General features: G+C 40.6%; 8 protein-coding genes and 1 pseudogene. 8 read left to right on the forward strand and 1 reads right to left on the reverse strand.

Features of this window, described 5'->3' with window-relative positions; genetic code table 11:
* The first annotated feature begins 301 nt into the window (after window positions 1–301).
* The 8 genes and pseudogenes from BLT94_RS00955 to BLT94_RS00990 all read left to right on the forward strand — a co-directional run bounded on the left by BLT94_RS00955 (window position 302) and on the right by BLT94_RS00990 (window position 12,836).
* Window positions 302–640: a helix-turn-helix transcriptional regulator gene (locus tag BLT94_RS00955; RefSeq protein ID WP_014956788.1), complete on the forward strand. Its 339-nt coding sequence runs from the start codon at window positions 302–304 to the stop codon at window positions 638–640.
* Window positions 634–1,952, forward strand: a pseudogene (locus tag BLT94_RS22610) (type II toxin-antitoxin system HipA family toxin). The gene BLT94_RS00955 and the pseudogene BLT94_RS22610 overlap by 7 nt, the downstream one beginning before the upstream one ends.
* 99 nt (window positions 1,953–2,051) lie before the next feature.
* Window positions 2,052–2,276: a restriction endonuclease subunit S domain-containing protein gene (locus BLT94_RS00965; protein WP_014956790.1), complete on the forward strand. Its 225-nt coding sequence runs from the start codon at window positions 2,052–2,054 to the stop codon at window positions 2,274–2,276.
* Entirely contained in the window at window positions 2,273–2,695 is a 423-nt protein-coding gene (locus BLT94_RS00970; protein WP_092229554.1) for a virulence RhuM family protein, read from the forward strand. Before BLT94_RS00965 ends, BLT94_RS00970 begins: the two co-directional genes overlap by 4 nt.
* A gap of 222 nt (window positions 2,696–2,917) precedes the next feature.
* Window positions 2,918–4,243 carry a cell envelope integrity protein CreD gene (gene creD, locus BLT94_RS00975; RefSeq protein WP_092229556.1) on the forward strand — a complete coding sequence of 442 codons (1,326 nt, stop codon included), beginning with the start codon at window positions 2,918–2,920 and terminating at the stop codon, window positions 4,241–4,243.
* Window positions 4,244–4,467: 224 nt separating this feature from the next.
* The gene (locus BLT94_RS00980; RefSeq protein WP_245742889.1) at window positions 4,468–5,769 is read left to right on the forward strand and encodes a tetratricopeptide repeat protein; all 1,302 of its coding nucleotides are present in this window, start codon (window positions 4,468–4,470) and stop codon (window positions 5,767–5,769) included.
* Window positions 5,770–5,841: 72 nt separating this feature from the next.
* Window positions 5,842–10,392, forward strand: coding sequence for a hypothetical protein (locus BLT94_RS00985; RefSeq protein WP_092229559.1), 4,551 nt, complete (start codon window positions 5,842–5,844; stop codon window positions 10,390–10,392).
* Complete coding sequence (locus BLT94_RS00990; RefSeq protein WP_092229562.1) at window positions 10,389–12,836, forward strand: hypothetical protein; 2,448 nt, start codon at window positions 10,389–10,391, stop codon at window positions 12,834–12,836. Before BLT94_RS00985 ends, BLT94_RS00990 begins: the two co-directional genes overlap by 4 nt.
* 90 nt (window positions 12,837–12,926) lie before the next feature.
* Here BLT94_RS00990 and BLT94_RS00995 read toward each other — a convergent pair whose 3' ends face one another.
* Window positions 12,927–14,609 (reverse strand): sigma-54 interaction domain-containing protein, encoded by a 1,683-nt coding sequence (locus BLT94_RS00995; RefSeq protein ID WP_092229563.1) that lies wholly within the window; start codon window positions 14,607–14,609, stop codon window positions 12,927–12,929.
* Window positions 14,610–14,869: the final 260 nt, after the last annotated feature.

Below are 14,869 nucleotides of genomic sequence, written 5' to 3' on the forward strand. Positions count from 1 at the left end.
CAATGGACAGCGGGACTTTTTTCAAGTCCTGGTCTTGCTCAAGGGTTAGGGAAAAGTATGTAATGTCCGAAGCAAAATAGATACCGTACTAGTTCAGAAATGATAATATTTTTCAATTTACGATATCAGATTACATTGTTAATGTGTGTTAAATTGCATCTTTGATGCCTAAAAGCAATTAATGTTACAATATTTGTACTGTATAAAAACGTATTGTCTTAGAATAAGCAGTAGGTTATAGTGTTACTTAATTGGTACTTTAATTTGATAAAACCATTTAATGTGTACAATAGGTAGCTTTATGATGTTTGAAAAAATGTCGCCAGTCGCAATTGCCGGTCAATTAGGGGAGAGACTAAAACAAGCCAGGCTGAATGCCGATTTAACACAGGCTGAACTGGCATCAAGAACCGGTTTAAACAGGAGGACTATTTTGAATGCTGAGAAAGGTAACGTCCAATTAAAAAACCTGATCGCAATTCTGATAAGTCTTGGCATGGTTGAGCAAATCAATGTGTTTTTACCGGTACAGGAAATCTCTCCTTTACAGTTGGCTAAACTAAAAGGGAAAAAACGGCAGCGAGCTTCAAGATCTCAAAAAAGAAAATCCCAAATAAGTGAAGATAAATCTTTATGGTAATCGAAATCGTAAAAGTAAAATATAGAGAACAGGATGTCGGTGCCATAAGTTTTAATACCAAAACAGGTGTTGGCGCATTTGAATTTGAATCTCGCTTTATTAAGTCGGGTATTGAGCTTTCACCTGTAAAAATGCCTTTGTCTAAAAAGATTTATTCGTTTCCGGAGAATAATAACGAAACTTTCAAAGGATTACCCGGGATGATTGCAGATTCTTTGCCTGATGATTTTGGTAATGCAGTGATGAATGCCTGGATAGCCGGTCAGGGGAAATCTACAACAGACATCACCCCATTGCAGCGTCTTCAATATACAGGAAAGCGTGGCATGGGAGCATTAACTTATTCTCCGGCAATCCAGCGGAAAAATCTGAACAGGTCACAACATGTTGACATTCAGTCTTTAATTTTCATTGCCCAGGAAATCTTGGACAAACGGGAACAATTCCAGGTAACGCTTGGACCACAAGGCCGGGAAGATAAAGAAGCTATGACGGCACTGTTATCTGTCGGTACGAGTGCCGGTGGTGCCAGACCTAAAGCAGTGCTTGCATTTAACAGTGATTTTACTCAGGTGAGGTCGGGGCAAACCAATGCGCCTGAAGGTTTTACTCATTGCGTGATGAAGTTTGACGGTGTCAGCGAAATTCATAAAAATAAAGAAACATTTGGTGATCCATTGGGATACGGCACAATGGAGTATGTTTATCATCTCATGGCCAAAGCTTGTGGAATAGACATGATCCCTGCCGGTTGCTCAATGAAGGGAATCGACGTCATTTCATTACTCAGCGGTTTGACAGGAAAGGCAATCGGAAAATACATGTACAAACATTAAACGGCATTGCACATGTTGATTACAAAAAGGTCGGCTCGTTTTCATATGAAGAATTGTTTTCACTTGCAAGAGAACTCAAGTTAACTCCGGATGATGCAATACAAATATTCAAACGAATGGTTTTTAATATTGTTGCACGCAATCATGACGACCATTCTAAAAATTTTGGATTCATGCTTGACAACCAAAACAAATGGCAATTGGCACCAGCCTATGATTTGGCCTACAGCTACAAGCCGGGAAGCCCTTGGGTAAGCAGTCATTGGATGAAGCTCAATGGAAAGAGAGACAATTTTATCCGCAAAGATTTTTATAGCCTGAAAAAAATAAGCCCTATATTTACCAAACGTAAAATTAATCATATCATTGAAGAAATCATAGAGCATGTTTCACAATGGGATGACCTGGCCGTTGCACAGGGTGTTCCACAATCATTAATCAAATCAATAAGCAGCAACTTGCGGTTAAAATTTTAGAATGGGTCGACAGGTCAAGTCTATATTTTCCCAGAAATGAAAAGGTATTCAAAAGGTATAATGGATATGAGGTTGAGGTTTTACTTCGATAAATCTGGCATGATGGAAAATCCTTATCCTCCTAAAAAAGAACAAAAAATCATTGTATCTTACATCCAAGCCCAATTCATCAAAATCGATAAGGCCATTGCCATACAGGAGCAGATGATTGAAAAACTCAAGGAATACAAAGCCACGCTGATCAACTCCGCCGTGACCGGAAAATCAAGGTGCCACAAACAGGAAAAGCAAGGGCCGTGGCATGACAGAGAGATAAGCTTATGACAGATGACAGCCGCATACAGATCTACCGGGTGGATGTATGGTTTGAACAAGAGACGGTCTGGCTGACCCAGCGCCAGATGGGTGAGGTGTTTGACACCACGCCGGAAAATGTGCTGATGCATCTGAAAAATATTTACAAGATCGGGGAGCTTGAGCAAAAGTCAACTGCTAAGGATTTCTTAGTGGTTCGCACGGAAGGCACACGACAGGTCAAACGAAAGCTCAAGCATTACAATCTGGATGCCGTGATTTCAGTTGAGTATCGGGTGAATTCAAAACGGGGGGTGCAGTTCCGTATCTGGGCCACGCAACGGCTTAGGGATTATCTCGTCCAGGGCTATACCATCAACCAGCAGCGGATTAAATCCTTCTGGCGGCAAGCGATGCTGCATTCAAGTCTTCAATGCAGCAAAGCTTGAGAGAAATTGTAGATGGATAAATTTCAAACGGCATGAAACATCAATCAAATACATACATAAGGGCAGCAGAAAATACGATATTAGAGAAATGATTTCAACCCCAATGAATAAAATTGAGAGGGACTTTTTAAAGCGTTAACCAGGACAGCGAGCGCAGGGCTGTTAACAGCCCGCTGCATTTAGACAAGCTTGTGAGCTTAATATTAGATTAGGAATAAAACTATGACAACACAAGAAACTATTAAGAAAACAGGGGGTTTTATTAAAAATTCTGCGACAATCAAAATATTCTCCATCGGACTGCTAATCATGATTCTTCTAATTCCAACATCAATGATCTCATCTATGATGAGAGAGAGGGAATCAAGAAGAGATTCTGTTGTCCAGGAAATAAACCAAAAATGGGGAAATAGCCAGATTGTTACCGGACCGTTTTTCACAATACCATATAAATCTTTCTATAAAGACGAAAAAGATAAGATAAAATTCAACATGCATTATCTTCATATTCTGCCTGAAAACCTTAATATTTCTGGGAAACTATATCCGCAAATCAGATACAGAAGCATTTATGAAGCTGTCTTGTATAATGCTAAAATCCAAGTAAATGGTAATTTCACGATTCCTGTACTGAGCCAGTCTAACATTGACGTAGAAAATGTACTTTGGGAAAAAGCAATTTTTTCTATTGGTATAACCGACATGAGAGGCATTCAAGACAATATAAAGATAGTTTTTAACCAAGACAATTACAAAGCAAATCCAGGATTAAAAACAACTGACATTGCATCATCAGGCGTTCATTGCTATATTCCTCTTTTAGAAACTAAAGACACCAACTCCTTTTCCTTTCAACTCAATTTAAACGGCAGCGAAGTAATTCAATTTGTGCCGTTAGGTGAAACAACGAGCTTGAAACTAAAATCAAATTGGCCGTCACCAAGCTTTAACGGGGCTTATCTTCCAACAAACAGAGAGGTTTCAGACAAAGGCTTTTCCGCTGACTGGAATGTTTTGCACCTGAACAGAAATTTTCCTCAATTATGGATAGGCAATCAATATAAAGTTAGTGACACATCTTTTGGTTTGAAGTTACTCATTACTGCAGACATATATCAAAAATCCATTAGGATATCGAAATATGCAATAATGTTTATAGTCTTTACATTTTCAGCTTTTTTCTTGTCAGAAATTATCAACAAAAAGAGAGTTCATCCCATTCAGTATATTTTAATTGGACTTGCCGTTATATTATTTTACGTTCTGCTGCTTTCAATTTCTGAGCATCTGAATTTTGATATTGCTTATATATTATCGGCTTTTGCAATAACCACTACCATAACTGCTTATTCTAAAGGGATTATTAAGAACAATCATTTCACATTAACAGTCTGCGGCATATTAATAATCTTATATGCATATTTGTACATTGTTCTTCAATTAGAAGACTTTGCCTTAATTATGGGCAGCATTGGACTATTTGTCGTATTAACAACAATAATGTATATAACAAGAAAAATTGACTGGTATTCTTTGGATAAAGATTAAATTTAATAATAATCAAATCCAATAATAATCTAAAAAAGGGGTGGGGAGGGCTGCTAAGAAGCGTAGCGGCCTTATCGGGTATTTAAAGTTAATTCAAACCATCAAAAAACACCGGACGCTTCGGTGATTTAGGGGGTCACGGCGGTTAAACGGTTTGGTATAACTCTTTGAAAAAAATGATAAATGAACATATGACTGTGCATAATTCAAAAGAGAATCCACATATGGAAAAGAACACAAAAGATGATCTCGAACAAATTTTTAAAAAATATTATTCAGCCCATAGAGAAGGCAAGCTTTTTGAAGCGGAAAAAGGCTATCAGGAAATATTGAAAAAAAGGCCTGACTGGGGTCAGGCGCTAACTGCGCTTGGATCACTATACCTGGACCAAGATCGGCCGGATAAGGCAAAACCAATATTTGAAAAAGCTGCCAATCTCAACCCTCCTGATTTGTCGGCATGCTATAGTTTGGCAAGGCTGAAACAACTGGAGAATGATCATCAAGGAGCCATAGCTATTTACAAGGTTATGCTGGATCAGCAGCCGAATGCCGGTATTGTATGGAATAATCTGGGTATCGCATACCGGGAAATAGGGAGGCCAAATGATGCTTTATCCAGTTTTCAGGCGGCAGTAAGGTTTGCTCCACAAATGGCAGAAGCCTGGAACAACCTTGGCGTGACACAAGATGAGCATAATCTGACACAAAATGCTTTGAATTCATACAAAAAGGCCATTGAAATACAGCCGGATTATGCATCCCCCCACTTAAATCTCGGAATTTCTCTTCAAAAGTCTGATCAGTTAAAAGAAGCTGAAGAACACTACAACAAGGTGCTTAAAATACAGCCGGAAAATAAAACAGCAAAATTCATGCTCCAAAGCATCGGGGGCATAGAAACACCTGATGCTGCACCGGTAGAACATGTACGCAGTATTTTTGATCAGTGTGCCCAAAATTTTGAAGCCATCCTGGTTGAAGAACTGGAATATAAAACACCTGAACTCCTTTTTAATATCGTGCGCCCCTATTTGACTGAACAGATGACTATTCTGGACCTTGGCTGCGGCACAGGTCTTGGCGCTCAGCTTTATCAGCCTTTTGCGAACAGTCTGACAGGTGTTGATGTATCGGCAAAGATGCTTGAAAAGGCATCTGAAAAGAAAATTTACAACCGACTTGAAATTTTTGACATCCTTCAGGATTGGGTTTTCCCTGAAAAATTTGATCTGATATACAGCTCTGATGTGTTTGTATATTTTGGGAATTTGGATACGATCATCAGATCCGCATCTTCATACCTTGTTAACGGAGGGAAAATTGCATTTTCAGTAGAGAGCCTGAAAGATGATAGTGCGGAGTATCAACTTTTTCCCAGCGGCCGCTATGCACATTCACAAAAATATATTCAGGAGTGCCTGAATCGGAATGGATTACAATTAATAGAAATAAACAAAGCTGATGTCAGGAAGCAGTCTGGAAATCCGGTCAAGGGGTTGTTGATTGTGGCACAAAAAAAATAAGAGGTGAACAGATCAGGAGATATCATACTTAATTAAATTTTCCGGATTTCCGGGTTAGGAGCAACTAAAAAAGTGGCATTTACCCAGAAAGAAAAAATTATTATTATTGCACGACTGCAGGCATACTTATCAGAGTTTTCAAAAGAGCCTCACCTTTATGAGTTGTGCGAAAAGATCAACAAAACCATTCATCCTTTGATGAATGAGACCGTTGCCGGACTTGAACTCAAACCCATTCGGGTGTTGCTGGAAGAATTCAGGACATTTTCAGGACAAGACGCTGTTTCCATGTTTGATGTGCTTCTGGTTGAAAAACGATTAAAAACCATTGGGCAGCTGAGAAAACAGGCCATCACCGCAAATAAGCCCCTGGATCTTTCCGAATATCATGACGGGTTAAGTCAGGTGCCGATCAAGCTTTACTCCTGGCAATCTGTCATTTCACAATTCAGCCGGATGATTGATGAATTTGATGCTGCTGAATCAAGTTATGAATACTTAACTCATTTAAGCCGGGACTTTTTCGGCAATGCCCATAAAGGATTCAGGCCCCCATTGTTCCCGGATCTTACAGACACCATCATCCGTGAGTTGATCACCAGGGGACTGGTATCCTCCATGAATGCTGCGGATTTAATTGATGACATCAACCGGATCAGGCAGTTTACCGCCATGCAGAGCAGACAAAACCGTGAAAAAATTTTTTCAGGAGATCTGCCTGTGGATTCATTCTTAAAAATGGGGCATGATGCATACCAGTTTCTTGAAGAATACCGGGTTTCCAGTCATTTGAAAAAAAACATCGATGTTTGCAGCTATCTTATTTTATGGGACGGACCTGGAAAAGCCCGGTTTCTGAAAAAGTTTGCTGAAATGGCACCTGTTGAGAAAAACCTTGAGTTGTGTATGGCCTGTACCGGTGTCCACCCGGAAAAGTCTCAAAGAAATTGGCTTTTGATGGCGGATCTTGAGATTGAAAAAGATCTGAAAGGTTTCAGAGAAACGATGAAACTGATCGAAGAAAACCGATTTGTTTATGAATTTTTATATGTCATCAATTTTGAAGGATCTCTTGAAACACCTATAAGTAAAGGGTGGAAGGCTGTTTTTGAAAAAATCAAATCAGACAAAGAAATTCTTGTGCCGGAGCCGGCAGAACAGTCTTGCAAACCGGCCCAAAAACTTTCCAAACCGGCCCAAAAACCATTGCATCCTGTTTGCGATACTGCATTGTCAAATACTCATCTCTCAAAACAACAACCTCTTTCCACTGCAAGTATTATGGATGAGACGGTTTCATATATTCCTGATGAATCATCCGACATGGATATTGATGACCTGTCAGCAATGGACGAACTGTCGGCCATGGATAAAAAAACCTCCTTTGAGGATCAAATTGTCCAGGAACACAGCACCTGGAATAAATATCTAAAACCGTTTTTGTCTGAAAATCTTTTGGGAATTCTTGGAGCCGCCCTGCTCATGCTTGCCTGGCTTTGCATTTCAATCTGGGTATGGAACAAAGGACAATATTACCGGCTTTTAACCGGTGCATTGCCCATGTATTTTACCTCTGTTGCGCTGGCATACATCAGCCGTTTTTTCTACAAAAATCTTCATAAAGGTGTGTCACCCAAAGCTCCTGCACTTTTTGCCACGATTTGCGTATTATCCATCCCGTTTAATTATCTGATCGCTCTGTCCATGTTTTACCTGGACAAAACCATTGGTCCTGTTGCGGGGACAGGGCTTGGCATACTTTACGCCATCACCTTGTTTGCCCTGATAGGCAGGTGGATTAAAGATTCCATCGGGTTTAATCCAGGCCTGTATTTAATCATCATCAATACCATTTTATTTTTACCCGGTTTTTCATTGTATGCCGGTGCCCATATGCTGCCGGCTGCCATCACGATCATCATGTTTGCCACATTTTTTGTATATGGATATACGATTCATGCTGTTTTAAAAAAAGATCAATCAAAGCACTGGTTCAGAACCCTGCTTTTCGGAGTGAATTACCTGTTAACCCTGTTTATCTGCTGTGTATACTACAGAATTATACCGGATGCAGGCAGTATGGCGATTCTTCTTCAGCTGATTGCTCTTGGCATAATTTTTTTCGGGCAACAGGAAAGAATCTATAAACAGCTTATCCTGACATCGGTATTGTCTGTTCTTGGTATTCTGCTCAGCTTTAAATCGGTTCTGCCAGTGACGCCTTTTTGTCTGCTCTTAAGTGCGGCTTTATGGTTGCTGTATAAGAAGTATCTTCGAGCAGCCTTGCTGGATAATATTATTACAGCCCATATTTTTTGCTTTTTTGCTTCAATCGTGTTTGAAATCAAAGATGTATTTTTGCCCTCAGGCAGGTTGTTCATCTCCAGCATGATTCTTTCCGCTGCGGTTTCCCTGGTATGTGCTGTTTTGTACGAAAAAAAATATTCAAAAACAGCGATTCAATCCATTTCGTATTTGATTTTTCCGGTTCTTTTGTCTTTTCAGGCAACCCTTTTTCTGAAATTCTTTAACGGTTGGGCAGGATTTTTAATCATGATGATTCTGTCTTTTTTTGTCTTTGTTTACGGCTATATCCGTTATGCAAAACACTATTTAAGAACCTTATGGTTCCTTAATTTGGGGGCCATGCTGATTGTACCCTGTTTGGGATTGCTGTTTATGCACCGGTTTGATGCGGCCCTGATGTCGTTTGCTTTTATGGGATTGGTCTGGACCCTGGCATCAATAAAGCTGAAAGACGCCCTGGCCCATGTTCATAAAACAGCAGTATCCCTGATCATTTCCATGATTGCAATGGCGGTATTTATCTTTGCCTGTCTGGTGTTTTATTTTGAGCCCCCAAATTTGACTATGATCATGGTTCTTGCGTTTATCTCTTTGCTGGTATCTTTGAGCCTGTCAGCAAAGAATACCATGTCCCAGCTTCCTGTGTATCTGATTTTTTCAGTGTCCTGCGTGTTTGGTATGGTAGCTTATAAAGCAACGGGAATTCAGATGAAAACCGGCCTGGGAACAGGCGTGGCCTCACTTGGTTTTTTATATGCCTCCCACTTGTTCAAAAAACACGGCATCTGGCAAAGCAAATCATTTGATACGATATTCAACCGGGAACTGCCCTTGCGGTCCAAACAATTTTTAAGCTTTCCTTTTGAGTTGGCCGGATGGGCCATGGCCCTGATCGCCTGTATTAAGGTTTGTTCTCATTATACCCTTTTAAATTCCGGGCCTCATCATTTTTCATTCTTTGCGCTTAAAATTGTTTTAACTCTTTTGATTGTGTCTTTTGTGTTTTATTATTTTGTTATCAAATACAATTTCAAACAGACCGGGTTTATTGTTTTTTTGCCGGCGATTCTGATTTTCTGCAGTGCTTCATCCTATGTTCCCGCAATTTTACAGCCGCTCTGGCTGGTCCTATGTCTGTTTATATATGACATCTGGTCACGAACGGTTAAAATCAAAGTTGATCATGAGGCCTCTTTGAAAAGCCCCATCGTGTATATGAATACATTTTTCAACCATGCAGGTGCAGTTCTCGGGTTTTTATTTTATGTGTATTACACAGCATTTGTACCTGAATCTTTTTGGAATAAACATCTGCTTTTTGCCTCTGTAACAATGGTTTGCGCATATATGCACAAAACGCTCATTGTGAGGAAATACAAAAGATATTCTCACTTGATTTTGCTTCATCTGATAATATTAATAACATTTGGATATGTTTTGTTTAAGCAGGACGCCATCGTAAATGCGGTTCAGCAATCATCAGGAATGTTTTTATATCAAGCGGGATCTGATTTTCTAAAACTGCTCATACTTGCCGGCCTGATATTTTTTATCCCGGGATTCAGCTTTGAAAGATCAAAAAATAAAATTGCCAAATATTATTCAGATGTTTTTCACACATGGCTATTTGGTGTGGCCTGTGTTTTCAGTTTTTGTGTTTCAGTGCCGTTTTTCTACGGATTTTATGGATCATTAAGCCCTGTTTTTTTGAACAGTCTGCTCTATATTGTCATAGCCGGATATTTCTTGATTCACGCAGGCAACCGGTATTTTAAAACCGCTTTTTTGTATATTGCAAAAGCATTTGTGTGCGTTTATGCAGGACTTCTCCTGATGTTTGAGCCGTTAGCGGGATTGATTTTTGGATTCACGGTGTTTGCGCTGCTGGAAGCATTGCTGTGCCTTGGAATTAAACATAAGGTAACAAGACCGATGGAATCCAATACCGGAGATATTCATATCAATTATTTAAACCGGCTGGCTAAGTCTGCCGAGGTCTTTGTCCATATCGCCCTTGTTTTTCATCTCATCCAGTTTATGCGCTTATTTCAAGCACCGCCCGGTGTTTTATTATATCTGATTATCCCCTATACGGTGTTTTGTTACAGAAGGCTTTACAAGCCATATCTCGGGTATCTGGCAGTCGGTATTTTCGCCTATGCAAACGGATTTGTTGCAATGGGATTTCATGATTTTTTTATTAAAAACAATTTAAATACCAGTCATCTTTTGAGCATATCCGCCATGTTCACAATTTTTGTTTTCCTGGTTTACAATAAAGTGGCCGCAGCACAAAGAAGGGAGGTGGAGATATGAATAAACATCTGTCTGTCCAGAGAGAAAAAACCGCTGTATTCCTGTCCATCATTGTCATGTGCCTGTTAACCGTTAACTTTTTTAAATCCCATCACCTGTCCGAACCCTTTGAAATCAGGTTTGTGGTCAGCAGTGTTATCCTTCTGCTTGTCTGTTTTTTCTTTCGGTTCTGTCTGACGGCGGTAACACCGCTGATACGGTCCCTTTACAGGATTTCGGTGGTGATGGCTTTCTGGTCATTTTGTTTTTTTCTTTTTCCCTTTCCCAATATGGTGCTTTATCTGATACCGCTGCCCGGTTTTTATTTTTTATTCCGCATTGAAACAAAGGAGGCCAAAAGAGTGGAAGATGCTCTGGCAGCAGGCATTCTTATGGCAATGGGGACCTTTTTATACATTCAGCAACGTCCGTTGCAGGCTGTTTTATTTCCGGATCAGCCTTTTGACTGGATAAATTATTACATCCATTCACCCGTGGTGATTCTCATGGGAACAGGTTTTTTGCGCTTGAGCAAACATTCTGACTGGAAAGGCTTGAGCATTCTGGGAACGCTATTGATCACCACTGGCTCAATACTATTATCCGGTTATTTGATTAAACCTTTCTGGCCCTATTTTCCCGAAGTTTTGTGTGCGATTCTTTGTCTTCACCTGGTTCAGATATATTTTATCCTTCCGCATAACGGCAGGGCCTTGTTTATCAGATTCACCAATATAAACGAAACCGACCTCAAACAACTCAACACTATTTTGTATTTCATGAGTGCCTTTATTATGCAGGCCTGCATTGTGCAGCTTATCGGTTATCATGGCCTTGACCACAGGATTATTTCTGCTGTTATTCTTGCTGCGGGCGGTTTGTTGTACAGGTACAGGCAAGTTACCATTTCCATGGTGATGATTGAAATGGCCCTGTTGTTTTTTGTTGCCGGAACATTTTATTTCAGATCATACGGATTGATATGGAGCATTCCCATTGGTATCATAATATTATTATCAGTAATTTCCCGCTTGAAAAAACAGTTTCTTTATCCTGTCTCCAATGCGGTTATCAATGTTTTGTTTGTTCTGTATTATTTGTTAATTTTCCAATTCAACCTGCTTCATCCTTTGGGCATCCTGTTTATTCTGTTTCCTTTCATGTGCTGGGTGATGCTATCCGGTCGGCCTTTTGCCGTTCCCAGAACATATCATTTTGCATTCTGGCCGGTGATCACTTTTATTGTTCTGATTTGTCTGCTCCGGGGAATTACACAGGGATTTTTCCTTTACTGGGCATTAATTAATCTTTTCCCACCCCTTTGCCTTCACCTGATCATTCGCACAAAAACTTTTAAAACCCAGGCTGTCAGGCTAAACTTGCATTTCATCAATGACTGGGAAGATAACAGTCAACAGGCACTTTTTATTCTTGCATATATTTCTGCCGGGATCAGTATCACAAGCATAGTGTTCAACTTGCAGTGGTATATGGACAGTTGGATGCCGGTTTTGCTCACGGGTTTTGTTTTTATGATCATTTCAGGTATCTTTCTTGCATATGCATTGATCCGTAAAAAACTTGGTTTTGTCATCCGGACTGAATGCTTTTTCTGGGCACTCCTGGCGCTGATCCGCTGGAAACTGGATGTTCAGGAAACCCTGGATTTTGGCTCGCCTGTTGACGGATATCTTCTTATTGCCATATCCGTTATCATTGCAGGCATCCGGGATGTTCTCAGAAAAAAGATCCCGGAATTTTCCGGGTATTTTCAAAAAACCATTCTGTTCTATGGTGTCATTGGCTGGCTGTATCTTCAGGCGATTCAGTTTTTCTGGGCCGGCAACCTGACAGGCACATTTCATCATGCCGAACTGTCTTCCATTCTCATGGCTGCATTAAATCTGTGGCTTTCAAAGGCCGGGAAAAATGTTCACTCCATTTATACTGTTATTTTTATTAATGCCTCACTATTGCTCTATTTTTTCAATCAGGACTGTACAAACCTTATGTTTTATATATTTCCATCCATGTATAGTGCGCTGATCCTGATTCAGATGTTCAAAGATAAACTGGGGGCAGAAAATACAAAAAATTTCAGACTGATTGTTTCCCTGATCCTTTGCGGAACATGTTCTTTTTACAATATTATGGATTTTGGCAGTTCTATCTGGTATCCGGTCATTGCGACCTTTATGTCTTCGTTTTTTGTTGTGGCTGGCATTCCGCTGAAAGTCAGGATATTTTTGTATCTTGGAACCCTGTTTTTTATTGTTAATGCCATTGGTGTGATTGCCCATATTATTATTAATCAGCCAGCAGAAAACATTACGCTTTCCATTGGCATTCTGTTTTTGGTTGCCGGTATTTTGTTTACGGCAAGCTTTCTGTTTTTCCAGATGAAACGTCAGCAGGTGATTGACCGATACCATCAGATTGCAAGTGAATTAGAGACATGGGAATAGGAACATATGTAAATGGGAAGAGATCACTGATTGCAACTTATTGTAAGTCATAAACAGATTGTAAGTCATAAACAGATTTTTTACCGGAATCTATTCCGGATCAATATCTGCGCTGATTTTTTTTTCGTTGAATATCTCTTGTTTTGTTATTTTCAGGCGGCTGATTCGTGAGGAAAGTGTGGTGGGAGATATTCCCAGAAGCATTGCTGCACCATGATCGCCATATATTGTTCCTTTGCATTTTTTCAGGGCAGCGATCATGTTTTTCCTGGTTTTTGCCCTGATCTGCTGTTCTGTAAAAATTACAGTCTCTTTGGTGGTATCCCATGGATTTTCAGCCGGTTCTTTGGACAGTTCTTTGGATGATTCAACCTGCGTGGATGCCACTGGCAAATGGAAAAAAAAACGGCCGGATCGTGATGTGATAACGGCTCGTTCAATAATATTTTGCAGTTCCCGCACATTTCCTGGCCACTCGTAATCCATGAGTTCTCTTATGTTTGAATCGGTCAGCTGTGGCACGGCATGATTCATTTTTTTTGACACGGATTTTAAAAAATGCCTGGCAAGAATGGGGATATCCTTTTTTCGTTTGCGCAATGGGACAACTTCAATGGGAAAAACATTGAGCCTGTAATACAAATCCTGCCGAAAATTACCGGCTGCAATTTCCTGTTCAATGTTTCTGTTGGTGGCGGCAATGATTCTGACATCCACTTTCCGGGTCTTTTCTTCTCCGATACGTTCATACATACCTTCTTGAAGAACTCGAAGCAGTTTTCCCTGGATTAAAAGCGGTATTTCCCCGACTTCATCCAAAAACAGGGTTCCTCCGTCTGCTGCCTGGAATCTCCCCCCTCTGTCGGATATGGCTCCGGTAAACGCCCCTTTTTTGTGGCCGAAGAACTCGCTTTCATACAGTTCTCCTGGAATGGAGGCGCAATTAACGCTTATCATGGGTTTTTTCCCGCGAAGGCTGCGCTTGTGGATCTCTCTTGCCACAAGCTCCTTGCCTGTTCCCGATTCTCCGAGAATCAGGACACTGGCCTCGGTTGGCGCAACCTGGGCGATCTGGTCAAGCATGCTGATTACAGGAGGGCTTTTTCCAATAATCCCCCCGGGTGACTGGATGTGATGAATCTCGTTTCTCAGGTATTCATTTTCCAATTCAAGCTGGGCTCTTAATGATTCAATTTCTTCAAACGCCCGTGCATTGGAAAGGGCAAAGGCAACAAATCCGGCAACATTTCCCAGCCAACGGTCTCCTCTTCTGACCCGCTTAAGATCAATCAGGGCATAAACCGCTATGATGCCGAGAATATCATTTTTCAAGGCAAGGGGCTGAATCCCGACGCCAACGATTTCCGGGGTTGTATCCTGTATGTCCTGAAATAATTTTTTCTGGTTTTCATCAAAGTTATGAATTCGAATTCCCACCCCTGTCAGGGCCACACTGCCTATTTCGGAAAATCCTATTGGAATACGGCTGTCCGCTCCGGTGGTGCAGTTCCATGCGGTGTTTTCCTTGTGTTTTGTAACGCTTGCCACCATGTGAAGGCAGGATGTTTCCCGGCACAGATGTTTTCTGTGGCATGCATTGCAATCCTTGCCCGGCTGCACTGTCCATATTCTGACAAGCCCTACATGGGGTCTTGCTGCAAAGGTTTTTGCAACCAAATGAGGTATCTCTTCTGCCGAACACTTTCTTCCCATATGCAACATGAGATCCTGAAGCGAATCAAATTCCGGCTCATAATTTTGTGAAATTTCCATAGGTGCATAATCTACCACGAAAAAGCAGGAAATTCCAACTCATTTTCGTTGGCCACGAAAATGAGTTGGCAAAAGGCTTGGCCCGGCAGGATAAAAAAACATTACCATTTCATTAACTTATGGTTGTTTTATGATGTGGCATGGTTTTTGTTTAAGACCAATATTTGAGTATTGTTTTTTATCAGAGAATGGAACCCGGAATGCGGCTGTACCCTGGAATAAGGGTAAAGGCCGGAATAAGTCTGAAATTCGGAATACTT

The sequence above is a fragment of the Desulfobacula phenolica genome, from assembly GCF_900105645.1.
Taxonomy (GTDB): Bacteria; Desulfobacterota; Desulfobacteria; order Desulfobacterales; family Desulfobacteraceae; genus Desulfobacula; species Desulfobacula toluolica.